This is a genomic window from Geobacillus sp. FSL W8-0026 (assembly GCF_037966255.1).
In the GTDB taxonomy this organism is placed as follows: Bacteria; Bacillota; Bacilli; order Bacillales; family Anoxybacillaceae; genus Geobacillus; species Geobacillus icigianus.
In genome coordinates, this window is sequence record NZ_CP150194.1 from 2,855,565 (window position 1) to 2,878,920 (window position 23,356).

A 23,356-nucleotide genomic window follows, 5' to 3' on the forward strand; every position below is an offset into this window, starting at 1 on the left:
CTGTGGCAAAGCTTCCACGTTCTCCTATTCGCCATCGAAGCCAAAACTCCTGTCTCTTGTAGAATTTTGTCTAAATTAGGAAATTTATCACTTATTTTCTCGAATCTCTTTCTTTTTTCGTCGTTCTATGTATAATAATGTTTAACTTCCCCTCTCGCCGTCCGCAACTTTAGGAGGCTGATGATTGGCTGGCGCAACCGCCTCTCCGAATCGGTTCTCAAGTGAAAAAACTTGTGCCTCAGCCTCTATGTTCGCGTTCCAGCATCGATCAAGGCAAACAGCGATTTTTCACCAACCTTTTTCGGTGCGCGCTGGACGTTTTTTGTCTACGACGGCATGCCTTAACCGACATTCCAACGAATTGATGGTGAAGGAAATGGTTCTCCTGCTCATTGAAGAAAAGCGGCAACAGATGATCGAGCTCGCGCTCACCTACGGACTAACGGCAAAGGAAACGATCGAATGCAGCCAACAACTCGATCAGTTGATCAATGAATATTTGCGCCAGACCGGTGAGTCGAAGCAATCTTGTCCGCCCGTTCAATAACGGCGGGTTTTTTATTGGCTCGGCCGGCGGCGAAACGGCGGCCGTTTTCCGTACGTCGCCCATCGCCAAACCCATTCGGCGGGTCCAAAATAAAACGACTGAAACCAAGGGCGGCTCACCCACACTTGCAGTGCATACAATCCAACGGCCAGCAGCGCTCCTTGCCATTCCTCCACCCTTCCATACCACCCAAGCCCGTAGCTGTAAAACAACGATGTGCAGATGAGCGACTGAAGAAGATAATGGGTGAGCGACATTCTTCCCGCGTCTTGCAGCCAGCGCCACGCCGGCCGTCGATTGGCTTTCCCGCCAACCAACACGGCGGCCGCGGCGTAGAACCCCGCCAAAACCGTGCCGCCAACGTTGTCGTGGATATACATCGTCAACGCGTTGGCCCCAGCCCAATACGGAATCGTTTTTAACGTCAGACCGAGGCATAGCGACACGACCATGAAGCGGCGCAACGTCGCGGCCGGATAGCGTTCGGCCTCAAGCCAGCGCTCTTTGGCGGCATAGGCGCCGAGAAGGCAAAACGGCCATACCGCCAAAAGCGTAAATAGAAGCCCACCATCGCTATTGAGATACAACCAATCGTGCCATCGTTGCCAAAACACATCGCGAAACGTTCCGCTTTGGTAATGGCGAAGAGCAACGGACGCCTCCGCCGCGCGGTCATTGGCTGCCCCCATCCAACCGACCACCATACTTATGGCCAGCAACAAGGTCATGAAGCTGTGAAAAAGAAAAAAACTAACAAATGCTGTCGTCCGCCACCAGCGTGAAGGGACGTTCATGAACAACAGCAATATCAGCCCAACAAGCGCGTACGGAAGTAAAATGTCGCCAAACCATAGGCCGAACGCATGAATGGCGCCGAACGCCAACAAAAGAAGGAAGCGGCGCAGCAAAATCGGAAGCGGCCGCTTCCCGCGCTCGCGCAATCGGTGGTAAAGGACGACCGTGCCGAATCCGAATAAAAAGGCAAACAGCGGGTAGGTGCTCGCTTCAAACAAAAGATCAATCGCTGCGGCAACCGCGCGGTTGAGGGCGCCGTCGCCGACGTCTTCCACATATAACGCCGGCGACGAGAAATAGCGCATGTTGACAAGCAAAATGCCAAACAAGGCAAAGCCGCGCAAGATGTCAGCCGCCGCGATCCGTTCTGCCGATAAAGGTGTCACCAAATCCCTTCTTTCTATCTTTTCGCTATGCCGAAGGAGGCGGCTTACTGAGTGGGCAATCTCATGTGATCGCCAAACGTTTCGCCCTATTACGGAACAGTCGGCACCCTTGCACCGCCAAACCCTCCGCCACCTATCATGATCTCCTGCCGTTTTCTCTAAGGTTGGTGATTTAGGAAGCAGGCCGCTTATCAGCCTCGTTTCTCAAATCGAAAAGCCCATCGTCTTCCACACGCTCCCCCTCATTGCTTAAAAGAAACAACCGTATTTCGCCAGCCTTCGATCTCTGTTGTCAGAGCAGCCCGCGCACGTCACGCCATCAGTTGACATAACGTCCTGTTTTTCCCATCTAATCCCAATATTGACGGCGCAAATGCACTTTTTGAATTTTTCCAGACGCGGTCTTCGGCAGCTCATCCACAAACGTTACACCTGTGATCGCTTTAAAATGGGCCAACTTTTCCCGCGAAAAGGCGATCAACTCTTCTTCGCTCACCGTATGCCCCGGTCGAACGACGACGAACGCATGCGGCGTTTCCCCCCATTTTTCATGCGGCACGGCGATGACGGCCGCTTCAAGCACGGCCGGATGTTCATAAAGCGCCCCTTCGACTTCAATCGAGGAAATGTTTTCTCCTCCGCTAATAATAATATCCTTTTTCCGGTCGACGATATCAATATGCCCGTATTCATCGACTGTCGCCATATCCCCTGTATACAGCCAACTGTCACGAATCGTTGCAGCTGTCTAGTTGTTTCCTTTCACCCCGGCATCAAACACATCGGGATCTACCGTATTCGTGACGCTGCAAAACGTGTTTGTTTGCAAAAAGTCACCCGTATTGCCGCCGCCGGCACCGGAGTTGGTTTTCGCGGTACTTTTCGGAGCGATTTGCAGCACATCTCCCATGTTTACGGTGCCGTTGCCGCTGACGTTGGTCACTTTAATCCCGCCGATGACGATCGCTGGCATCGCCTTTCCCTTCCTTTCTGTCCCTTCCCTTTTTTTATTATATGCCGCAATGATACCGGCTCGTCGGACACCTGCCCGGCGCTGAACCGAATTTCCCTTCTTTACATACAATACGATAGCGATGCCATCGGAAGGAGGAAAGTGCTATGCCCTCATTTATCAGCGGACCGATTAAAATTACCCATGTGAGCGGAGATGGAACGGTCAACTTCGGGGACGTATTGCAAATTGCCCCCAAGAGCACAGCGAAAGCCCACACAGGTTCAGGTGGAAGCAACAACGGAGATTTTATGCAGACGAATACATTTATTAGTTTCACCAATACCGGCGATCCGGACGTCTCCGACTCGAACAATGCCGCAAACAATTGAGGGGAACGTTTTTCGGTGCGCGCCCATACATTATGGATAAGGACGCTGTGAAAGGAGCATGCCCCCATGCCGGCTTTTGTCGGGATCGTGAAACTGAACAGCATTGGAAGCAGCGGCGTGTTCCATATCGGCGATGTGTTTGCCATTTCTCCGCAAAGTGTGACCAAAACGTTTGCCGGTGCCGGTTCGTTCAATACGGGCGACGGGCTCCACGTTTACAACTATTACAGCAACACGAACACGAACGACGCAGATGTCGCTGACGAAAACGTCGTCGGAAACGTATAAGGAGGAAGAGGGGATGCGTTTTTACATCAGTCAAAGCATTTGCATCCACCAGCTGCGGATCGGCTCAGTGACCAATTCATCGGTTTTGCAAATCGGCAGCGCCGGAAGCATCCAAGCGCTGTCGACGCTCGCCAACACGGGGGGCTTCTCCGAGCCGGCGCCGCAGGCCATCGTGCCGCTAGGAACAGCGGTGCAGCCGTCCGCTCCGCTCGTTCCTCTCCATTCCGCCACCCGCTAAATTCAACACAAACAGTGATGATGGCAAAAGGCCGTCCATATATTGAAGTAAGAGGGGACTTGGAGAGGATGATGGCGCCCGATGAGTGTCTATGACTATTTCGCCCAGCTGCACCGCTATTTAGTATGGCAGACGAACAAGATGCGCGCGTTGGAACGCCGGCTTCGCACCCTTGAAGCCCGGCTGCAAGAAATCGAAGCCCAGCCGCGCACTTCGATCGAACGAATCGAATATAAATTTGATCAACTCAAAGTCGAAACGCTGGAAGGCACGCTGAACATCGGCATCGCACCGCCCGGGGCCGGCGGGACGATTGAGGACTTGGCTGTAGAGCCGGTTAAAACGGTCGTTCCTAAACCGGAACCCGTGCTGATGCGAGCGATTCAGGAGAGGGTGGCGGCGTACCTAGGCAAAGAAGCGCCGGAAACGCTAAAGCAGCTTGAGCAGCGATACGGCCGCCGCCTCGATGATCCGTACCGCCAATTTATTTTGCAAGACATCAGTCGGCAAACGGAAGAGCGCATTCGTTTTTATTTGCAGGAAAAAGCCGCCAGCGGCTATATCCCGACCGCCGACCGCGATGAGGCAACTGAAAACGAAATTTTTCAGAAAGTCAAAGCCGATATTGAACAGTCGCTCGATATGTTTTTGAAACATTTGCCTTCAGGAGGAGAACAGACATGAACTATACGGTCATCAACCGCGATGTACACGTCGGCGCAATCCGCCTCGTGGCTGTTACGAGCGCCTCGCTGTTTTTAATCGGCGATGCTGATACGATTCACTTGGCTTCGGCGTTTGACACGCCGCCGGAGTCGCTCATTATCGGCCCGTTCGTTCCGCTCGTGCCGGCTCGAGGGGAACAATCGTGAAACGGACATCGGTGGTGCAAACGTTTCACGCAGAAACCCTCATCATCAGTTCGGTACTGCAAATCGGCGATTCCGAGCGGATTTCCGCCCGTACACGCGCCTTGGCCGTTCAGCGTCAATATGAGTTGTTTTTCGGAGCAGAAGGAGAACAAGTATTCCCGATTTTCACTAAACCGATCCCGCGCTGGCTTTCACCGCCGCCGATCACTGTCCGCCAAACGATCCACGAATCCCCGGTTCTTTCTGTCCGTGATGTACGCATATTGGCGATTTCTTCATCCGCCGTCGTCCAGATTGGCTCCACTTCAACGGTTGAGGCGGAAGCAAGAATAAAACATATACGCGAGCTCGCCGCTCCGGAGCTAGGGGCGTAAACGAACGAGCCCGGAACGAACCGCCAGCCGCACGCTCCGGCACTAGGCGCCAACAGCGGGAACCGATTCCTTTTCGACGTCGCTATGCCTTGGCTGAGGAGGTTTGAACATGCCTTCATTCGTCGGTCCGATTAAAATTAACAGCGTCGGCAGCGGCGCTGTTGTCCAAGTGGGCGATTGTCTGTATATCGCACCGAAAGTCGCCACCAAAACGCAAGCAGGATCCGGTGGATTCAACACCGGCGACTTTGTGATGACGAATAACGCCATTAGCTTTACGAACGCCTTTGACCCGGACGTGGTGGATCAAACGGTCGCGGCCAACAACTAAAGAGGGGCTCGCCAGGCCCCCTTTCCATTTGTAACGTCCAGCCATGAACGATGCCGGCCAACGAGGCGCTATTGGCTGCCGCAACCATTACATCACTTCCAAACATACGCGCGTGCCGCGGCCGGATGGTTCGGCTGGCTCGACAATTAGCTTGCGCGGCAGACGGTGGCGGATTTCCGGAACATGGCTGATGACGCCGACAGCCAACCGCTCGGTATGCAGCTTTTCCAAGGCGGAGATTACAGTCTCCAGCCGTTCCGGATCGAGCGTTCCAAACCCTTCGTCCAAGAAAAAGAAGCGAAGCGGGTATTCGCCGCGCAGCTGAATTTGCGCCGATAGCGCCAAGGCCAGCGACAGCGAGGTCAAAAACGTCTCTCCGCCTGAGAGCGTCGTCACCGGCCGTTTGACGCCGCCGTTGGCATCATCGCGAATGAGAAATCCGCCTTGTGAATCAAGTTCCAGTGAGTAGCGGTGCTGCGTCAGCCGCTGCAACCGCTCGGCCGCCATGATGGTCACTTGCTCCAGCTGTTCCTCCGCCATGAATTCGACAAAGCTATTGCCGCGCAACAACGATTGCAGTTGCTGATACTTGGCGATTTGCCGGTCAAGTTCCGCCCGTTTCGCCTCAAGCTCGACAAACCGGGCATGCTTGCTCCTCAGCTCCGTCACCTTTCCCCGGATGGCGCCGAGCTGTTCGGTCAACGTTTCCATTTGCGCTTTCAGCTCGGCATAGATGAGCTGCATCATTTCCCATTGTTCCGCGCTCACCTCCACCCCGCCAATCGCCGCCTCCAGCTGGGCAAGGCGATGTTGAGCCTGTTCCATTTGCCGCCAATAGCGGCGAATCGCTTCTTCCCATTCCCGGCGTTGCTCCGCCGGCACCTTGGCCGCCTTCACTTCTTCGCGATCGGTGAAAACGGTATCGGCCAGCGCCTGCCGCCAACGGGCAAGCGCTTCTTCCACCCGCTTCGCTCCCTCTTCCGCCGCATGCTTGGCAGCGTTTCTCTCGCTTTCGAATGTTTGATATTGGCGCTGGGCATGCTGCCAAGCCTCATAAGCTTGCTGTTCTTTGCTCTTTAACCGCTGCCATTCCGCTTCCACCGCTTGCAACTGCATGTGGGCTGGATTCGAACCGGTCTTTTCTTTCCACTGTTGCTCGTATTCGTTCCACAGCTGCTGCTTGGCGTCAAGCAGCGACTCAAGGCGCACCCGCTCCGTTTCGAGCCGCCGCTGCTCTTGTGCCGCCGTCTCTTTTTCCCGCTGCTTTTCTTCCAAAAACGGCACGCTATCGTCCAATCGCTTTTGCACCTCACGCCATTGTTTCTCCCGCTCGCGCAAGCGTTCGTAGACGTCATCGATTTCCTCTAATGAAAACGACGGATAGGCGCGCCGCCACTGCCCGATCAGCCGCTCGTATTCCTCTTCGAGCCGCCGTTTCTCGGCTTGCAGCGCCTCGAGATCGGCGGCCAACCACCGGCACGCGTTTTCCGCTTCGCGCCGCGCCGCCTCCGCTTCATGCCATTTCGAGAGCGCTTGGTAAACGGATTCTTTGCCGGCGATCACATCTTGTTCAAGCGCGCGCACCTCGACAGAAAGATCTGCGACCTCATCCGCAGGGGCGCTTTCCGTCAAGGCCGGCGGTGCGCCCTGGCTAGCTGCAAGCTCAGCGAGCTGTTCCAACTGCGCCCTCAGCGACAGCAGCGTCTGTCGTTTTTGCTCGCACTGCCGCCATTCCTCCTCGAGATCTGGCAACCGGGTTGGTTTTCGATGAGGCATCACAGCCGGACGCGGGTGCTCGCACGACCCGCACACAGGACACGGTTCGCCCGGACGGAGGCCGTCGGCAAGCAAGGCGGCCAACTCCGCCGTCCGCGCCTCCTCCGCCTGCTTTCGCTCCATCTCGATCGCTTGCTGCAACCTATGCGCCCGCTTTTCTATCTCTTGTTGCCGCCAACAGACGGAGCGGTATGTGTTCTCCACGAAACGGAACAGCTCGCGAAGCTTCATTTCCGCCGCTCTAGCTCGCTGTTCTTTCTTCGCTTTTTCCTCCTCCGCTTGACGCCAAGCGGATTCTTTTTGCCGAAGCTGGGCGTCGAGGCGGGCAATGGCCGCGGCGGCTTGCTCGATTGGCTGCTTCTCGGCGTGCGCCCGCTCGACCTCGTCTTTGTCGGCCAGCGCTGCCGCCAGTCGCTTTGCCTCTTCCTTCAGCTCCTGTTGCCGCGTTAAGCCCCGCTCATACCATGCGGACGCTTCTTCGAACCGGCGTGCCGCCGCTTTCTCCTCAGCGAGCAGGCGCTCCCGTTTCTCGCGCAAGCTCGCCCATTCGCGCTTGAGCGCTTCCATTTGCCGTTCGAGCTCCTCAGCCTGCCGAAGCCGCTCCGTCTCCGCCAACAGCTGCGGCTCGCGCTGCGCTTTTTCCTGCCGCGCCTGTTCATAGGCGCGCGCCGCATCCTCATAATGGGTGCGGGCTTCTTCAAGGCGCCGCGCCAACTCTTGATCGCGGCGAAATGCCTCGGCCCGCAGTCGCTCCGCCTGTTCGCACTGTTCCCAATACGGCCAAATGCGCTCCGCTTGTTCGGCGCGCTCTTTTTTCTCTTCCAACTCGCGAATCCCGGCCTCGCGCCGTTTCCATTCGGAGAGCTCCCGTTCCACCGCTTCTTTTTCCTGTTGCCACGCCCATAAAAGTCTTGTTCGTTCAACCTCCGCTTCCACCTGGGCCAGCTCTTTTTTCCGCTTGGCAAACAGCGCCACCAGCTCGCGCTCTTTTGCTTCCGCCTGTTCAAGCGCCGCCTTGGAGGCGTCGCCAAGCCCCGCCTGTTCCGCCTCGATCTTTTCCCGCTCTTGTTCGGCAGCCGCAAGCCGCGTCTTCAACTTTTGGTTCAACCGATCGCCATACCGCTCAAGGTGAAACAAACGCTGCAGCATTTGCCGCCGCTCCACTCCTTTGAGCGACAAAAATTCGGCGAACTTCCCTTGCGGCAAAACGACCGCCCGCGTAAAATCATCCATCGTCAACCCAAGCAACCGTTCAATTTCTCGATCGACATCGGACAGTTTGTCAGCGAGGACGATCGGCTCCGCTTGATGTTCGATCAGTCGGCAAACAGCGCTGCGCGCCCGCCACTCGTCCACTTTTTTCAAGCTCCGCTCCACCGTATACCGCCTAGTCCCGTTGGCATTTTCCAGCTCGAAGGTAAATGAGACAAACAGCTCCTGCTCGGCATGGTTGATAATGGCCTGTGTGCGGTTGGCCGCTCGCTCAACACTGCCAAACAAGGCGAGCGTCATGGCATCCAAAATCGTGGACTTGCCGCTGCCGGTCGGCCCAAAAATACCGAATACCCCGCCCGCACACAGCGCGGTGAAATCAATCGTCTGTTTTTCACGAAAGCTATGAAGCCCAGCGATCGTCAGCGAGATCGGCTTCATTCTCCTTCACCTTCCTCTTCTTCTTCCACCGCCAGCTCCAAAAATAAGCGAACCAACTCGTCATCAGGAGAGTGCCCACCGGTTTGCCGTTCATAGAAGCGGCGAAACATTTCGGCGAGGGACAGCGGCTCACGGCTGACCGCGGACGCTTCGTTTTCGCGCGGCTCGTCTCGCAGTACCGGACGGATGTAGATCAATCCCGGGTGGAGCTTGCGCAGCCGCTGAATGTCTTCCATCGTCAACGGTTCCGTCACATAAAGCTCGAGATCGATCCACCCCGACCGGTCCCGCCCTTCCTCGCACCACCGGTACACTTGGGCCAGACCTTCTTTCGCCTGCCAGCGAACGAGCGGTTTTCCAGCAGACAAGGGAATTTCCGAGACATTGGCTTGGCCGCCCGGCTGGACATCCACAATTGTAACCGATTTCGCATGCCCTGCCTCGGAAAAGCTGTAAGCAAGCGGCGAGCCGGCGTAACGCGCCGACGTTCTCGCCCGCCTGACGTCCTGCGGCCGGTGGAGATGGCCAAGCGCCACGTACTGCGCAGAAGCCGGCAAGCTCTCCGCGGCCACCGTATAGGCGCCGCCGACTTCAATCGGCCGTTCCGAATCGGACGCATGGCCGCCGGCGACGTAAAGATGGCTCATGGCGACATTGACCGTTTCAGCGGTGAACGAAGCGGCCATGGCTTCGAACAAGGCGCGGACGCGGTCGTCGTACCGATCGCGCAGCGCCGTTTCGTCATGCTCCGTCGACAGCAGCTCAGCGAGGCGCGATTCGGACGGATACGCCAGAGGGGCAAGCACCATCGTTTCGCCGCAAGATGGAACGTCGATTCGGCAAACCGAAGCCTGCGGTCGTCCAAATAGGAAAATACGATGCTCTAGAAGAAGCGAACAAGCGGCGCTAATGCGCTCCGGGTGATCGTGATTGCCGCTGATGACCGCGATCGGCCGGCGGCCTTTATCCGACAGCCGGGCCAAGCTTTCATAAAACAGCTGCTCGGCGGCTGCCGGCGGGTTGACGGAGTCAAACACGTCCCCCGCCATCAACACCACATCGATTCGTTCGGCTGAAACGAGTTCCACAAGCTCATCAACGAACGCTTCTTGTTCGGCGAGCCGACTCCGCCCTTCAAGCGTTCGCCCGAAATGCCAATCGGCCGTATGCAAAATGCGCATCTTTCTCTCTCCCCCTTGGCTATGGCTTTTGGCCCGATCGACGCCACGTTTTCTTTCCGTCGCCGCGCTCTTTTCCCCGGTCGTTTCCGCCGTTAGTCAACAGCAATCGCACACCCGCCGGAAAATGAATACAAATAGCATTCCGAAACCGGCACCCGCCAGATTTGCTCAATCGCCCGACGATACAAGCGCATCTGCTCCCCGTAACGCCCGAGCAGAAATCGAGCCGCTTCTTCCAGTTGTCCGCCAAAGCGATCCACCACTTCGTCGGTCTTATAATCGAGCATCACATAACCGCGTTCATCCGCAAACACGCAGTCGATCACCCCTTGCACAAGCACGCGGCGGTCGCCCTCCATCCCTAGGCGCCCATAAAGCTCAGCCGCCGGAATTCCCAAACTGAACGGCACTTCGCGGTGCACTTCACGCGCTTCACGAAGGCGTCGGCCGATATCGGTGGCGAAAAAGGACAAGATCGCTTCGCTGTCCACCGCTTCCGCTTGTTCGGCGGCCAGCAGCTCGTTTTCCACGAGGCGGGCAATCTGGCTGCGGATCGCTCGCTCATCAAGCGGAGCGCGCCAATCGAGATGTCGCATCACGACATGAAGCGCCGTCCCTTTTTCAGCGGGCGTTAATGTTTTGGCCTGCATGAAGCGCGGACGGGAAAACACCGGCGCCGTCCCTTGGCGCGGCCGCCATTCGTCCGCCTGCTCCCCAAACAGCGCGCGCTGTTCTTTGAGCTCAGATACGGATTGTTTGGCGCGCACCGCTGTTTCTTTTTCGTAAGGATACGTCCACATGAAGCGCCGCTTGGCCTCTCCCTCCCACTCCTCGCCGGCTGGAACGGGAAGTCCTTCCTTTAGAGCCGGCAATAGGTGAAGCTCTGTCTCATCCGCTGTCGCTTCGCTGCCGTGAAGCTCGGCGGCCGGCACGATCACGATGCGCCAGACAGACGGGTGGGAAGCGATCTCCGCAGGCGCCGGTTCTCCCACAAGCTCGCAGCCGGCGCGGTGGCGGATGAGGGCGCGCCCGATCCAGTCCAAATACGAGCGAGCCGATGCCCGCATGTCGTCAGGAAGAAGCCAGCCGTCTTCCGCCATCGCCCCTCTCCACTTTTTCAGCTCCTTGTCCGCGTCAGGAACGGAAGCGATGAAATACAGCTTTTCTTTCGCTCGCGTCAGCGCGACGTATAAAATGCGCATCTCCTCCGCCAGCAGCTCGAGCCGCTTTTTTTGCTGAATGGCCATAAACGGCAACGTCGGGTAGCTGATGCGCAGCCGCGGATGGACATAGCGGGCGGCAAAACCAAGCTCTTTGTCGAGCAAATACGAATGATGCAAATCGCGCGTATAAAACGGCCGCGCGAGCCCGGCCAAAAAGACGACCGGAAACTCGAGCCCTTTGCTGCTGTGGATCGTCATGATCCGCACGACATCTTCCTGCTCGCCGAGCGGCCGGGCGGAGCCGAGATCGTCACCGCGCTCTTGCAGCCGTTCGATGAAGCGAAGAAAGCGAAACAGCCCGCGAAACGACGCCGATTCATACTGGCGAGCGCGATCATACAAGGCGCGCAAGTTGGCTTGGCGCTGTTTTCCACCCGGCAGCGCGCCGACAAAATCGTAATACTGTGTATCGCGGTACAGCTGCCAAATGAGGTCGGCCAATGAACGGCGGCGCGCCATCGTGCGCCAGCTTGCCAGCCGCTCGAGAAAAACCGCCGCCTTCCGCTTCGCTTGTTCCTCCTCATCCGTCTCGGCCGGCTTGTTTTGGAAAGACTGCAGCGCTTCATAAAACGTGCCTTTCGGAGCGGCCAAGCGGATCATCGCCAGCTCGTTTTCGTCAAAACGAAACAGCGGCGAACGGAGCACAGCCGCCAGCGGAATATCTTGATCCGGATTATCGATGACCCGTAACAGCGACAGCATGGTGGATACTTCCGTCGCCTGAAAATAGCCGGCAGACAGGTCAGCCGCCGCGGGAATGCCTTGCGCCTGCAACTGCTCGATCATCGGCGATGCATTGGTCATCGAGCGGACAAGAATGACGATATCGCGGTACATCACGCGCCGCGGTGCACCGGTAGAACGGTCGTACACCCAAAACGGCCGGGCAATGAGCTCTTTCACCTTTTTGGCGATCCAGCGCGCTTCCAGCTCGGCGGCCGCCAATTCAGCCGCTTCCTCTTCTTCCTCTTCCTCGGTCCGCTGCCGATTGATGACCACGACTTCCGGGACGGCATCGCTCCCGTCGGGGTAATCGGCGCCGTATTTCAGGCGCGCGGCTTCATCGTAAACGAGCTCCCCAACGGCTTCGCCCATGATTTGCGAAAAAAGAAAATTCGTTCCGTCCAATACTTCCCGGCGGCTGCGGAAGTTGCTCGCTAGATCGATTTTCATGCCCCCGGCTTCTCCGTCCGCCGTAAACCGTTTGTATTTATCCAAAAACAGCAGCGGTTCGGCCAGCCGAAATCGATAAATCGACTGTTTGACATCGCCGACCATAAACAAGTTGCCCGTCCGCTCGCTTCCTTTCTTGACCAATTGCAAAATAGCTTCTTGGACAAGGTTCGTATCTTGATATTCGTCGACAAGCACCTCATCAAACTGAGCTTGGTACTCGAGGGCGGCGGCGGTGGGCTGCCATTCGCCCGTCTCTGGATGGCGGTGCCGCAGAACGCGCAAGCAATAATGCTCCAAATCGGAGAAATCTACGACCCCTTTTTCCCGTTTGGCTTCCTGAAACCTAGCAGCAAAACGGCGAACGAGCGCGGCGATCGTTTCCACGATCGGTTTCATTTCCTGCATGTGGCGGAGCCAAGCGGACGGAGGAAGCGAAAATACATGGTCGCGCAGCGCTTCGATTTTCTTTTTCGCCTGCTCGCGCAACGCCTTCACTTCATCGATCAGGTGCGCTTCGTATCGTTTGCTGCTGCACGACGGCAAGCGTCCGAACGACAAGGATTGCAACGCCTCGTGCAGCTTGTCCCACGGTCCGGCCACCCTCATTTGCAGCCCGGAAACGAGCGCGGCGTCTTCGCGCAACCGTTCCGTGTACGGCTCGGGACCGCCCGGTGCTTCCGCCAGCTCCAGCGCCTTTCGGATCAATCGCAAAGCCGCCGTCAGCTCCATTTCTGCATGCTGAGCGAGATAGCGTGCCGGCGCCAACGTTCTCACGTCCGCTTCAGCATCAACATCATACATTGACGCCAAGCCGGCAAGCCATTCGTCCGGCTCAGGATGAGAGCGAGAAAACTCATAAAGCGAGAAAATCATTTCCTGTAGCTCTGCATCGCTCCGATCGCCCGTATACGCATCGACGACCGCCAAAAAGCGATCATTGTCCGCCTTTCCATATTCTTCTTCAAGCAGGTCTTCAAGGACGTCTTCCTTGAGCAGCTCGATCTCCGTTTCATCAGCGATGCGAAACGACGGGTCTAAATCAAGCAAATAGTAATATTTGCGAATGACATCCAAGCAAAATGAATGAAGCGTCGAAATCGAAGCGCGGGGAAGCAGGCTGAGCTGGCGCCGCAAGTGGAGAGAATGCGGGTGTTTCGCCAGCTCCCGTTCGAGCGCTTCGCCGATCCTTGCCTTCATCTCAGCCGCAGCGGCATTGGTAAACGTGACGACAAGCAGGCGGTCGATATCCACCGCTCCTTCTTCCGCCGTCACTTTTTGAATGATCCGTTCGACAAGAACGGCCGTTTTGCCAGAACCGGCCGCCGCGGCAACGAGAAGATCGCGGCCGCCGGCGGTGATCGCCTTCCATTGTTCTTCCGTCCATCGGCTTCCGGCCGGCTTCGGGCGAATCGCCATGTTCATCGCTCGTCCTCTCCTTCCGCTACTTTTTCCAAGACCGCTTCCTTCGTCTGCGGAACTAGTTTTCGATATTCATTGCCCGGAAGCGCCTCGTCAAACTGGCACACCGGCTTGAACGGGCAAAACTCGCACGCCGTTTTCTCTTTCAGCTTATATGGAGCAATCGATACAACGCCATCGGCGATTTGCCCGCCGATCTCGACAAACAAGCGGCGGATATGGCGACGAAGCGCCGTAAAATCCGATTCACTCGCCACCGATGAGCGCGAATGGATCGATCCGCTTTTGGTGATTTGCGCGGGTACAATCAGCGACCATTGCCCGTCTTCAAGCTTGCTGTCCATCAGCCGGATCGCTTCCACGTCCGCGAGCAGCAGTCCGCGCATCCGAAACGGTTCAAGCAACTTTTGCGCCAGCTTCACTTCGTCATCGACCCACTGTTTCGCTTGAACGATCGGATTGTGAATATGGAAATAAAGCACTCCCGCCGGAAGCGCCGGCTTTCCGACCAATTGTTCGGCATACGTCAATACAATGTCCAAATACGTGAACATTTGCAGCGCCAGCCCATAGTATACTTCCGCTATATCAAGCGCTTTGGCACTCGATTTGTAATCGATGATGCGAAGCAGCACCCCTTGGCCGCTTTCTGCTTTGTCAATGCGGTCGATCCGCCCGACGAGTTCCATCGTCGTTCCGTCGCGGAGCCGAAAGCGAAGCGGTGGCAAATCGCCGCCCGGTCCAAACGACAGCTCCATCCCAACCGGAACGAAGCCGCTCGCCCGCGCGTGCTCGCTTAGCACGTACGCCGTGCGGGCGACCACGTTTTGCAGTTTCCGTTTCATATATTGATAGCGAGATGAGCTTGCTAGCACTTGCCGCTGAATGAGCGGGGCAATCCGCTCAACAGCCTCGGCCGACAGCCGCTCGCATTCCAGCTTTGATAGTTTGCTCCATTCGACATGCCGTTCACGGAGCTGGTCGGCGATTTGCTTGATGGCAGCGTGAAACAACTGCCCGACATCGGGAGCCTCAAGCCGAAAAACATGGCGCTCTTTCAAACGCAGCCCGTGCGAGGCAAAGTGAGCGTACGGGCATTTTTGAAACTGTTCCATGCGCGAGACGCTCGCTTGAATCTTTGTTCCGTACAGCCGCTCGCTCCACCGTTTTTTCAGCGGCGCCGCTTTGTTCGTATAAAAGAGAGCGGAAATGGCATGCTGCACGTCTTTGCGCCACTCCGGATGGCGGACGAGCGCGTTATACACTCCCCACCACAACGGATCGATGCGATAATTCCGCTTCCACACCCGCAGTTGGCTGACCAAATACGTTTGCGTCGCCCTCCGGACGGTGACGAAGGATTCCGCCTCCTCCTTGGGGACATCGAACGGGTCGTTGCTGCATAACTTCACCGGCGCCAGCGGGAACAAATTCTTCAATTGTTGAATGAGCGGGGACGGCATCAGCGCCTTTCCTTCACCGTCAGCGAGCGGATAGGCGACGTACAGACGGCGGCGCGGGGCCACGAGCGCCAAGTAGACGAAAAACGGATCATAAAACAGCTGCTCCCGACTTCCGGGGGCTAGCGACACGCCGAGCGCGCGCAATTGTTCGCGCTCGATCTCGGCCATCAGCCCTTCTTCCTTCACTTTGGCCGGAATGACGCCCTCGTTGACGCCAATGACAAACGCGTACTTGATGTCAAACAGCCGCGAACGATCCAGTTGGGCGATAATCACTTGATCGAGCGCCGGCGGAACGAGCGAGAATTCGAGGCGATCGAGCCCGGCTTCAATGATTTTGGCAAACTCGGCGAGCGGAAGAGACTCGGTTCCAAGCATTTCCACATATTGATCGAGCAAGTCAACGACCGCGTTCCACGCTTGTTCGTGCTGACGCGCCTCGATTAAGCGCCCGGCCGCTTCGGCTTCGGCGCTCATTTTCTCGAGTTTTTTTGGAATCTGCAATTCTTCGAGAAAGAGATATAACGCCGTGCAAAGCCCGCGTCCATCCGCAGCCCGGCGCAAGCGGCGGTCAAGCCGGCGAAGCGGGGCGGTCAACACCTCGCGCCACCGGTTCAACTCATCTTCAAACTGCCGCTCTTCGTCAGTCTGCGGCACATTCAACCCGTCAAGCGCTTGATAGCGGCGGTACGTCCAACGTTCGCCGCTCGTCCACTGATCCCCTTTCACTCCATGGGCAAGCACGTAATTTTCCAGCTTGTCCGCCGCCTCGCGCCACAAGGCCGCGTCTTCGTCAGCCGGAAAAAGCAAATCGGTTTTCACCGCCCGAAACACCGCCTCGTAGCGCCAGCGCGTCACGACGGTTTCGAGCGCGGCGCGTACGAGCTCAATGAGCGGATGGTAGTGCATCGGCTCTTTCTCGTCCATGAAGGACGGGATGCCAAAGTCAAAAAATACCGTTTTGACCACATCGCGATATGATTCAAGATCGCGAATGATCAAGGCAATGTCGCGATAGCGCGCTCCCTCATCGCGGACGAGGCGAATGATTTCGCGGGCAACCGCCTCCACTTCCGCCCGCCGGTTGGCTGCTTCGTAAATGCAAACCGCATCGGTCTTTTCCTCATACGGAATCAACGGACGATGGTGAAATTGCCTTTCCAAATGGGCAAGCGCGCTGCTTTCATGCCGGCGGTTTTCCGTAAGCACGACCGGCTCTTCGATCAATACGCCGCTGCTGAGCGCGAGTGCGCGCAGCTGTTGATACGTTTGCGCCGGCAAATAAAACAGATCGAGCGCATCCGGCACGCCATCGTCATATGGCCGGTCAATGGTCAAAGAAACGGTGACGCGTCGGCAATGGCGGAGAAGCTGTTCGATGACCGCGTATTCCTGCGGCGCAAAATGATAGAATCCGTCGATATAAATCTCAGCGTCACGCAAATAAACGGAGTGCGGAATTTGTTCAGCGAGCAAGCGCAAATAATCTTCGGAATCGAGATAATGGCCGCTCAGGCTTCGTTCGAGCTCGCCATAGACGAGCGCGACATCGCTTAGTTTGTCGGCGAGCAGCCGCCGTCCCGGTTGATTCGACTCGGCCGTAAGCGCCTCGGCGTGGCGGCGGAGCTCCCCCGGCGTCAGGCAATATCGTTTGCATTCGGCGATCATGTCGTGCAGCTGCTCAATAAACCCTTGTTTGTCCGCCGCGCGTCCGAACAGTCTAAGCTCCTGCCGGCGCTGTTCAATAATGTTGCGGAGCATCATTTGCACGCCAACATCATGCACGTGATAGCGGTTCATGCCGCCGGTTTCTTGCAGCACGCGCCAAGCGAGGCGCGTGAAACTGAACACTTGGGCACGGATCATCCCGTCCGTCCCTTCTGTATGTATGAGGGCGTATTCGCATTGAAACGTCATTTGTTCCGGAACGAGGTAAACGATCGTTCGTCCTTGCGGGCTTTCTTTCAGCATGGTTTGTATTTCGCTCAGACAGGCGGCCGTTTTCCCGCTCCCCGACCGCCCGAGCAAAAACCGAAGCGACATGGCTCTTACCACCATCCGTTTCCTTTATTTTCTTTATTTTAGCACATACGTTCGCTTTTAGAAAGAAAAAAAGCGCAGCCTCATCCAGCGTGACATACTCCCGCCAGCTACGCTGACACTTTTTCAGGGCCTTTCTTTTTAAGATGGTCATCTCCCTTTCACTATTGTTTCGAAGTGAGAGACGTCTTCCGTTGGTTCGTTAAAACTGGAACGCGAACTCGTTCAGCGGCCAATAGCGAAGATCGACTTTGCCGACGATTCGGCTGATTTTCACGAAGCCGAAATGCCGACTGTCCCAACTGCCCAAACGATTATCGCCAAGGACAAACACACAGCCAGGCGGCACCCTCGTTTTTCCTGTCACTTCCTCAAGTGTAAAATCACCGGTCAGCTTGCCCCCAGCTAATCTTTGCTTATACGGGCGCAAATACGGCTCATCCATCCGTTTCCCATTGACATACAACACATCGTTTTTATACTCAATCCGGTCGCCCGGCAAGCCAATGACGCGCTTGACATAGTCTTCGTTTCTCGTGGCGTGAAAGACGATTACATCAAACCGATGAATCGGACCGATGTCATAAGACAGCTTGTTGACAACGAGCCAATTGCCGTTTTCTAACGTTGGCATCATCGATTTTCCTTCAACGATATAAGGACTGAACACAAACAAACGGAGCGCAACCGCAAGGCAGACGGCTGTCATCCACAGCCACCGGTGCCCTTGTTTCTCTTTCCGTTCTGTCACTCTCCGTCCCCCTCGCTTTCGCGTTTTTCCGTCAGTGAAAACCTCGCTTCGACCCGCTTTCCGGCATACCAAAGAAGGAAAACGGCTGCGGTGATCATCGCCGTCCGCAGCGGCTGGTGGACGAGCGCCACCAAGTCGTAGCCGATGAAACTGATCGTAAACACCATGATCATCTTTCCGAGGAGCACAGCCAGTATAAACTGCTGCCGACTGATGCGCGACAGCCCGGCGACAATGTTGACAAGCGCCGACGGAGTGAACGGAAAACAATACAGCAAAAACAGCGGCCCGAATCCGTGCCGTTCAATCCAATGCATAAATTGGCGCACCTTCGGATGACGGCGGACGAAATGAAAAAAGCGCTTCTGCCCCACTTTCCGCGTCAGCCAAAAAACGAGGAGCGACCCAAGCGAGGCGCCGAACCAAGAAATGAAAAATCCTTTCCACAACCCAAACGCCGCTGCATTGGCCATGACAAAAACAACCATCGGCAAAATCGGAAAAAATGATTCCAAAAGCGTCACCGCGATGCCGGGAAGCAAGCCGAAGGAGCGATACTGATCAAGCAAAGCAAGAATGTGATCGAGTGTGAACCATTGTTTGACGGTTTCCATGTCCATGTATCTTTCCCCATTCACATGCTGTTTATATGTCTATTTTACACCCCTAGGCGCCCAATTGGAACTCACCTTTGCAAAATTACGTCTGTTTTTCCTGCTGCATGCGGAATATGTACTGGAGCTTGCGTTCTCGCGCTTCCATCCGTTCGGATAACTTCGTCCGCAGTTGGGCGGTCCGGTGCAATTGATTGATAAACGACTTGCAGGAAACATCGAGGGAGACACTTTTTCCGTTGCGGAAATACACGATGGTCTGTTCATATTTGGCAGGCTCGTATCGATAAACGTGCATGTGCGAAAGCCAAACGCAGCGGAAATCTCGTGGAGAAGCGGTTGGGAATACGTAAATTTCATTGGACGGTTCGATGGCGATCGGCGCCTTATGGGTGATGCCGATAATGGCCTTGGTTCCCTCTTTCCTCCCCCGGTAGCTACTTCCATAATAATCACAACTCTGTTTGACGATATCGGTCGGCGTTTTTTTCACAATGTACTCACCATCTTCCTCGATGACTTTCGCATACACGTCGCTGTTCAAAAAGTAGGGGAGAATCGCCATCGTATATCGACTGACGATGAACTGTTCAAGGACAATGAACTCGTTGATCTTCATCGATCCATCTCCTTTCCTATTCGCTCGCTATTTTCTATCATAACACAAGTAGTTATATTTTTCTATATTTTGAAAAAAGTTAAGACTTTTCATCAAAAATTGTACTTGATTTTTTCATTACACATCTTAACTTATGCATCTACGAAAGAACAGGGGAAATCAATCATTTTTTGCCTACACCTGTTTAGAAGGCTGGTGAAAAATGGTTGTTTATTTTGAGCAATGGGGGGATCGTTTGAAAGGTGATCCTGATGCGACGAGGCTTTTCTATTTGATTGAAAAACGGGCTTGATCAGTGGCTTGCCCCCTTAAATCATCGGTCTCTTAGAGAAGTTCACTGTCTGTCAAGTACACGTTTTGATGACGAACCAAAGTTAATGAAAAAACCCATGACGCTGGTCATGGGTCGGTTTAGGCGTTTTCAAACGTTTGACCGATTTCTTTCATCGCCAAATATTCATTCGCTTGTTCCAGCGCCGTATGTTCGCCGACAGAGTCGCCCGCGTACGTTTCCTCATTCATTCCCCATTGTTCAAAATGGAGATCGGTGCTGACGCGGAATTCCGCCGGCATTACCTCCGGCAGCTCGCTTTTGTCCTTTTTCATCGCATCGCCTCCTACCTATATAACATGCGCCGTCTTTTTCCTTTTATGCGCTGCACTTGCAGCCAAACCAAAAAAATGAGGTTGTCCCGAAGGATCAGGACAACCTCTTTCGCAGTGATCGGCGCATCGCTTTGTGTTTCATGCGATGCTATCTTGAAGGCAGACAACCGTTTCGGTCAGTTTCATTCAAGCCTTTGTAAACTGTTCTTCCTCGGTCGATCCTTTCAACGCGACGGTCGACGACTGGCCGCCGGAGATGACTTGGGCGACTTCATCGAAATAGCCGGTGCCGACTTCGCGCTGATGGCGCGTAGCCGTATACCCGTACTTCTCAGCGGCAAACTCGGCTTGCTGCAGCTCAGCGTACGCCGCCATGCCGCGCTCCTTGTAACCGCGCGCCAGTTCGAACATGCTATAGTTGAGGGCATGGAACCCGGCCAAAGTGACGAACTGGAATTTGTATCCCATTTTCCCAAGCTCTTGCTGGAACTTCGCAATCGTTTCATCATCCAGCTTTTTCTTCCAGTTGAATGATGGCGAGCAGTTGTACGCCAACAGCTTGCCCGGGAACTTCTCGTGAATGGCTTCGGCAAACTGCCGTGCTTCCTCCAAGTTCGGTTCGCTCGTTTCGCACCAAATGAGATCCGCATACGGCGCATAGGCCAAACCGCGAGCGATGGCCTGATCGAGACCAGCTCTCGTGCGGTAAAACCCTTCCGTCGTCCGCTCGCCGGTAATAAATTCTTGATCGCGCGGGTCGATGTCGCTTGTGATCAAATCGGCGGCATTGGCATCGGTGCGGGCGATCAGCACCGTCGGGACACCCATGACGTCAGCGGCAAGCCGCGCCGCAATCAAGTTACGCACCGCCGTTTGCGTCGGCAACAGCACTTTGCCCCCTAAATGGCCGCATTTTTTCTCCGATGACAACTGATCCTCAAAGTGGACGCCAGCCGCTCCCGCCTCAATCATCGCTTTCATGAGCTCAAACACGTTCAGCTGGCCGCCGAACCCAGCCTCGGCATCGGCAACGATCGGCACGAAATAATCGATATCGCCGCTGCCTTCCAAATATTGAATTTGATCTGCGCGCTGCAATGCTTGGTTAATGCGTTTCACAACGTGCGGAACGCTGTTGGACGGATACAAGCTTTGGTCCGGATACATATGCCCGGCGAGGTTGGCATCGGCCGCCACCTGCCAGCCGCTTAAGTAAATGGCTTTCAGCCCCGCTTTCACCTGTTGCACCGCTTGATTGCCGGTCAGCGCGCCGAGCGCATGAACGTAATCTTCCGTATTTAACAGCTGCCATAACTTCTCCGCTCCGCGCCGAGCGAGCGTATGCTCAATATCAAGCGAGCCGCGCAACTTAATGACATCTTCCGCGCTGTACGGACGGACAATTCCTTTCCAGCGCTCCTCGTTTTTCCAGCTTTCCTCCAATTGACGAACACGTTCAGCAAATGACGCCATTTTCCTTTCCCCCATTCTTTTTGTTATAATACATATATTTATTTACAACATTATTATATAACAGAACTAGAAAAATGCAATCCTTTTTTGCAAAATTTTTTTCATTAGGAAAATAGACGCACAATGTTCATAAACATGGTGTTTTTGTCGCTCCTCGTTTTGGTATGATCGATCATGAAGGGAGGATCATGATGAAAAAACTATATATCATTGTCGCCAGCCTCTTGCTTATTGGCATCGGTGTTGGCATTATCTATTTCACGGTCTACCAACCAGCTTCAATAAGCCTGCCGAAGAACGTGACGATGGAAACGGCGTGGGGAGCTCCTTATTCCTTTGACGGCTTGCCGCCCAAAGTTCGACTCATCGAATTCATCTATACGAACTGCCCGGATATTTGCCCGAATACGACGATGCAAATGGCCAAACTGCGCGACCGGCTGCAAAAAGCCGGAGTGTTCGGGCGCGATGTGGAATTCGTCACGATCACTATCGACCCGGCGCGCGACACAAAAGAAAAACTGCAAGCATACGCAAATGCATTTGGCGTAACTGGCGATGGGCAAGGATGGGTGTTTTTGCGCGGCAGTGAAGCGACGACAAAAGCGACGGCGGACGCTTTCCACTTCCAATACCGTGACCCGGGAAACGGCATGATGGTGCATACGTCGCTCGCTTACTTGCTCAATCGCGACGGACGGGTCATCGAACAGATCGACATGGGGGGAGCGTCACGATTTCGTGTTGATGATGTGTACGAAACGATTATGGATGAATTGTCATAACGATTTTGTACAGGTATAAAAAAAAGAGGGCATTGTCTGCCCTTTTTTCATTGAACGCCGAACCTTTCACATCAACATCGAATAGCAACTAAGCACGACAACCGCCGCAAGCACGACAACAATAACATTCGCACCGAGCCAAGCGGCCGTCACCGCCGCCGCAAAACCGATCACCCCAAAAAGAACGTCGTCTTGAATGAAAAAAATATCAGGGATAATCAGCGCGCCAAGTGCAGCATACGGCACATTTTTCAGCACCCCTTGCCAAAACGGCGGCAGCTCGACGCGCCCAAACAGCACGAACGGCAACATGCGCGGCAAATACGTGACGATCCCCATGCCGAGAATCATCCAAACGATCGCGTTATTCATCCTCATTCTCCCCCTTCTTCGCCAGCCACTCGACGACGACTGCGGAAAGAAGCGTCGCCAGCACGATCGACCAGCCTTTAGACAGGTGAAAGACAAGCGTGCCGAGCGAGTTGAACACGGCCGCTAATCCTGCCAGCCATACCGTTTTCCGCTCCTTTTTCAGCGCTGGGACGAGCAAGCCGATAAACATGGCGTACAAAGCGACCGACATGCTCTCTTGTAAGCTTTCCGGCAAACTCGCCCCGACAGCATAACCGATGCCGGAGTTGACGACCCAGCTGCCGTACGCCATCATGATCAACCCAAACATATACGAAGCGCTGACCGTCCCCTCTTTCATGGCCGCAACGGAAAACGTTTCATCGGTGATGCCAAACGCATACAGCGCCTTTTTCCAAAGCGCATCCGCCTCCGCTTTTTCGTTGAGCGAAGCGGACATTAAAAAATGGCGAAGGTTTAAAACAAATGTTGTTAAAATGATTTCAAATATGCCGGTACCGACGGAAAGCAAGCTGAGGGCAATATATTGCGAGGCGCCGGCAAAAACAACGACGCTCATCAGCACCGTTTCTGCGAGCGTCAGCCCGGTCGTCTTAGCGAGCAGGCCAAATGTCAGCGCGATCGGCATATAGCCGATGGCGATCGCCACCCCCGCCTGCACCCCTTGGCGAAACGGCGCCATTTTCCCGGCCGTCCATGTCGTTTCCATCCATCCATTCCCCCGTTTCGCTAGTTTCATATGTTTATTGTCTAAAAATCGCTGTCATTTCGCAACCCGAACATAGGTCAATTCTTTTATCCTCTTAACTAGAAAGCCGGTGAAAAGCCGCTGTCACACCCCGATCGGCGGCATTTTCATTCAAAAAAGAAAGCGGATTCTACCAAGTTTCTCTAATTGAGAAATGAGTGGAATCAGTCGTTTTTGCACTAAATCACCAGCCTCCTAGGAAACTCCCGCTTTGGCACAAAGCGGGAGTAGGGGAGAAAATCCATCTATGATATAATCGAATTGGTTCATTATGTGCGCAAT

22 protein-coding genes and 1 pseudogene are annotated in these 23,356 nt (G+C 55.1%); 9 read left to right on the forward strand and 14 right to left on the reverse strand.

From position 1 onward, the window contains the following. Nucleotides 1-364: 364 nt before the first annotated feature. Nucleotides 365-547 (forward strand): aspartyl-phosphate phosphatase Spo0E family protein, encoded by a 183-nt coding sequence (locus NST29_RS14285; protein WP_172706163.1) that lies wholly within the window; start codon nucleotides 365-367, stop codon nucleotides 545-547. Nucleotides 548-558: 11 nt separating this feature from the next. Here the strand turns inward: NST29_RS14285 and NST29_RS14290 are convergent, their stop codons facing one another. The 3 genes and pseudogenes from NST29_RS14290 to NST29_RS14300 form a co-directional block, all read right to left on the reverse strand. Continuing rightward, nucleotides 559-1,728 (reverse strand): DUF418 domain-containing protein, encoded by a 1,170-nt coding sequence (locus NST29_RS14290; RefSeq protein ID WP_033019747.1) that lies wholly within the window; start codon nucleotides 1,726-1,728, stop codon nucleotides 559-561. 349 nt (nucleotides 1,729-2,077) lie between these two features. Continuing rightward, nucleotides 2,078-2,467: pseudogene (locus tag NST29_RS14295) on the reverse strand (AMP-dependent synthetase); the annotation flags it as partial. Between the two features lie 9 nt (nucleotides 2,468-2,476). Next, on the reverse strand, nucleotides 2,477-2,701 hold the full coding sequence (locus NST29_RS14300; RefSeq protein ID WP_033019685.1) for a spore germination protein: 225 nt from the start codon (nucleotides 2,699-2,701) through the stop codon (nucleotides 2,477-2,479). A 146-nt stretch (nucleotides 2,702-2,847) separates the two neighbouring features. On the opposite strand from NST29_RS14300, the gene NST29_RS14305 reads away from it, so the two are divergent. The 7 genes from NST29_RS14305 to NST29_RS14335 all read left to right on the forward strand — a co-directional run bounded on the left by NST29_RS14305 (nucleotide 2,848) and on the right by NST29_RS14335 (nucleotide 5,175). Then, a complete protein-coding gene (locus tag NST29_RS14305) occupies nucleotides 2,848-3,072 on the forward strand; it encodes a spore germination protein (RefSeq protein ID WP_033019684.1) in 225 nt (74 codons plus the stop codon). 66 nt (nucleotides 3,073-3,138) lie between these two features. Beyond that, a complete protein-coding gene (locus NST29_RS14310; RefSeq protein WP_033011654.1) occupies nucleotides 3,139-3,360 on the forward strand; it encodes a spore germination protein in 222 nt (73 codons plus the stop codon). A 13-nt stretch (nucleotides 3,361-3,373) separates the two neighbouring features. Then, entirely contained in the window at nucleotides 3,374-3,598 is a 225-nt protein-coding gene (locus NST29_RS14315; RefSeq protein ID WP_033019681.1) for a spore germination protein GerPB, read from the forward strand. 81 nt (nucleotides 3,599-3,679) lie between these two features. Further along, nucleotides 3,680-4,282: a spore germination protein GerPC gene (locus tag NST29_RS14320; RefSeq protein ID WP_033019679.1), complete on the forward strand. Its 603-nt coding sequence runs from the start codon at nucleotides 3,680-3,682 to the stop codon at nucleotides 4,280-4,282. Beyond that, the gene (locus tag NST29_RS14325; protein WP_033019677.1) at nucleotides 4,279-4,470 is read left to right on the forward strand and encodes a hypothetical protein; all 192 of its coding nucleotides are present in this window, start codon (nucleotides 4,279-4,281) and stop codon (nucleotides 4,468-4,470) included. Before NST29_RS14320 ends, NST29_RS14325 begins: the two co-directional genes overlap by 4 nt. Next, nucleotides 4,467-4,844: a spore germination protein GerPE gene (locus NST29_RS14330; protein WP_033019675.1), complete on the forward strand. Its 378-nt coding sequence runs from the start codon at nucleotides 4,467-4,469 to the stop codon at nucleotides 4,842-4,844. Before NST29_RS14325 ends, NST29_RS14330 begins: the two co-directional genes overlap by 4 nt. Nucleotides 4,845-4,953: 109 nt before the next feature. Continuing rightward, entirely contained in the window at nucleotides 4,954-5,175 is a 222-nt protein-coding gene (locus NST29_RS14335) for a spore germination protein (RefSeq protein ID WP_033019674.1), read from the forward strand. Nucleotides 5,176-5,262: 87 nt separating this feature from the next. On the opposite strand, the gene NST29_RS14340 is transcribed toward NST29_RS14335, so the two are convergent. From NST29_RS14340 to aceA, 9 genes are all read right to left on the reverse strand, one after another. Further along, nucleotides 5,263-8,604 carry an SbcC/MukB-like Walker B domain-containing protein gene (locus NST29_RS14340; protein WP_339232329.1) on the reverse strand — a complete coding sequence of 1,114 codons (3,342 nt, stop codon included), beginning with the start codon at nucleotides 8,602-8,604 and terminating at the stop codon, nucleotides 5,263-5,265. Then, on the reverse strand, nucleotides 8,601-9,785 hold the full coding sequence (locus NST29_RS14345) for an exonuclease SbcCD subunit D (protein ID WP_033843220.1): 1,185 nt from the start codon (nucleotides 9,783-9,785) through the stop codon (nucleotides 8,601-8,603). The genes NST29_RS14340 and NST29_RS14345 overlap by 4 nt, the downstream gene beginning before the upstream one ends. Before the next feature lie 92 nt (nucleotides 9,786-9,877). Then, nucleotides 9,878-13,606, reverse strand: a complete 3,729-nt coding sequence (addA, locus tag NST29_RS14350; protein ID WP_033843219.1) for a helicase-exonuclease AddAB subunit AddA — start codon at nucleotides 13,604-13,606, stop codon at nucleotides 9,878-9,880. Next, nucleotides 13,603-17,109, reverse strand: coding sequence for a helicase-exonuclease AddAB subunit AddB (gene addB / locus NST29_RS14355; RefSeq protein WP_339232331.1), 3,507 nt, complete (start codon nucleotides 17,107-17,109; stop codon nucleotides 13,603-13,605). Before addB ends, addA begins: the two co-directional genes overlap by 4 nt. Before the next feature lie 199 nt (nucleotides 17,110-17,308). Beyond that, a complete protein-coding gene (gene lepB / locus NST29_RS14360) occupies nucleotides 17,309-17,857 on the reverse strand; it encodes a signal peptidase I (RefSeq protein ID WP_033019664.1) in 549 nt (182 codons plus the stop codon). Further along, nucleotides 17,854-18,477, reverse strand: a complete 624-nt coding sequence (locus NST29_RS14365) for a TVP38/TMEM64 family protein (protein ID WP_033019662.1) — start codon at nucleotides 18,475-18,477, stop codon at nucleotides 17,854-17,856. Before NST29_RS14365 ends, lepB begins: the two co-directional genes overlap by 4 nt. A gap of 79 nt (nucleotides 18,478-18,556) precedes the next feature. Continuing rightward, on the reverse strand, nucleotides 18,557-19,090 hold the full coding sequence (locus tag NST29_RS14370; RefSeq protein WP_033019659.1) for a competence protein ComK: 534 nt from the start codon (nucleotides 19,088-19,090) through the stop codon (nucleotides 18,557-18,559). Between the two features lie 411 nt (nucleotides 19,091-19,501). Continuing rightward, nucleotides 19,502-19,696: a hypothetical protein gene (locus tag NST29_RS14375; protein ID WP_033019657.1), complete on the reverse strand. Its 195-nt coding sequence runs from the start codon at nucleotides 19,694-19,696 to the stop codon at nucleotides 19,502-19,504. Between the two features lie 186 nt (nucleotides 19,697-19,882). Next, complete coding sequence (aceA, locus tag NST29_RS14380) at nucleotides 19,883-21,169, reverse strand: isocitrate lyase (protein ID WP_033019654.1); 1,287 nt, start codon at nucleotides 21,167-21,169, stop codon at nucleotides 19,883-19,885. 191 nt (nucleotides 21,170-21,360) lie between these two features. Here aceA and NST29_RS14385 point away from each other — a divergent pair, with 191 nt between their 5' ends. Then, on the forward strand, nucleotides 21,361-21,954 hold the full coding sequence (locus NST29_RS14385) for an SCO family protein (protein ID WP_033019653.1): 594 nt from the start codon (nucleotides 21,361-21,363) through the stop codon (nucleotides 21,952-21,954). Between the two features lie 66 nt (nucleotides 21,955-22,020). Here the strand turns inward: NST29_RS14385 and NST29_RS14390 are convergent, their stop codons facing one another. Then, the gene (locus tag NST29_RS14390) at nucleotides 22,021-22,326 is read right to left on the reverse strand and encodes an AzlD domain-containing protein (protein ID WP_033019651.1); all 306 of its coding nucleotides are present in this window, start codon (nucleotides 22,324-22,326) and stop codon (nucleotides 22,021-22,023) included. Then, nucleotides 22,319-23,035 carry an AzlC family ABC transporter permease gene (locus tag NST29_RS14395; RefSeq protein WP_033019650.1) on the reverse strand — a complete coding sequence of 239 codons (717 nt, stop codon included), beginning with the start codon at nucleotides 23,033-23,035 and terminating at the stop codon, nucleotides 22,319-22,321. Before NST29_RS14395 ends, NST29_RS14390 begins: the two co-directional genes overlap by 8 nt. Nucleotides 23,036-23,356 lie beyond the last annotated feature (321 nt).

Bases quoted from the DNA above. Each gene is read 5' to 3' on its own strand.
- NST29_RS14285 (WP_172706163.1), top strand. From the start codon at position 365: ATGGTGAAGGAAATGGTTCTCCTGCTCATTGAAGAAAAGCGGCAACAG.
- NST29_RS14300 (WP_033019685.1), bottom strand. From the start codon at position 2,701: ATGCCAGCGATCGTCATCGGCGGGATTAAAGTGACCAACGTCAGCGGC.
- NST29_RS14305 (WP_033019684.1), top strand. From the start codon at position 2,848: ATGCCCTCATTTATCAGCGGACCGATTAAAATTACCCATGTGAGCGGA.
- NST29_RS14310 (WP_033011654.1), top strand. From the start codon at position 3,139: ATGCCGGCTTTTGTCGGGATCGTGAAACTGAACAGCATTGGAAGCAGC.
- NST29_RS14315 (WP_033019681.1), top strand. From the start codon at position 3,374: ATGCGTTTTTACATCAGTCAAAGCATTTGCATCCACCAGCTGCGGATC.
- NST29_RS14320 (WP_033019679.1), top strand. From the start codon at position 3,680: ATGAGTGTCTATGACTATTTCGCCCAGCTGCACCGCTATTTAGTATGG.
- NST29_RS14325 (WP_033019677.1), top strand. From the start codon at position 4,279: ATGAACTATACGGTCATCAACCGCGATGTACACGTCGGCGCAATCCGC.
- NST29_RS14335 (WP_033019674.1), top strand. From the start codon at position 4,954: ATGCCTTCATTCGTCGGTCCGATTAAAATTAACAGCGTCGGCAGCGGC.
- NST29_RS14340 (WP_339232329.1), bottom strand. From the start codon at position 8,604: ATGAAGCCGATCTCGCTGACGATCGCTGGGCTTCATAGCTTTCGTGAA.
- NST29_RS14345 (WP_033843220.1), bottom strand. From the start codon at position 9,785: ATGCGCATTTTGCATACGGCCGATTGGCATTTCGGGCGAACGCTTGAA.
- addA (WP_033843219.1), bottom strand. From the start codon at position 13,606: ATGAACATGGCGATTCGCCCGAAGCCGGCCGGAAGCCGATGGACGGAA.
- addB (WP_339232331.1), bottom strand. From the start codon at position 17,109: ATGTCGCTTCGGTTTTTGCTCGGGCGGTCGGGGAGCGGGAAAACGGCC.
- NST29_RS14365 (WP_033019662.1), bottom strand. From the start codon at position 18,477: ATGGACATGGAAACCGTCAAACAATGGTTCACACTCGATCACATTCTT.
- NST29_RS14370 (WP_033019659.1), bottom strand. From the start codon at position 19,090: ATGAAGATCAACGAGTTCATTGTCCTTGAACAGTTCATCGTCAGTCGA.
- NST29_RS14375 (WP_033019657.1), bottom strand. From the start codon at position 19,696: ATGAAAAAGGACAAAAGCGAGCTGCCGGAGGTAATGCCGGCGGAATTC.
- aceA (WP_033019654.1), bottom strand. From the start codon at position 21,169: ATGGCGTCATTTGCTGAACGTGTTCGTCAATTGGAGGAAAGCTGGAAA.
- NST29_RS14385 (WP_033019653.1), top strand. From the start codon at position 21,361: ATGAAAAAACTATATATCATTGTCGCCAGCCTCTTGCTTATTGGCATC.
- NST29_RS14390 (WP_033019651.1), bottom strand. From the start codon at position 22,326: ATGAATAACGCGATCGTTTGGATGATTCTCGGCATGGGGATCGTCACG.
- NST29_RS14395 (WP_033019650.1), bottom strand. From the start codon at position 23,035: ATGGAAACGACATGGACGGCCGGGAAAATGGCGCCGTTTCGCCAAGGG.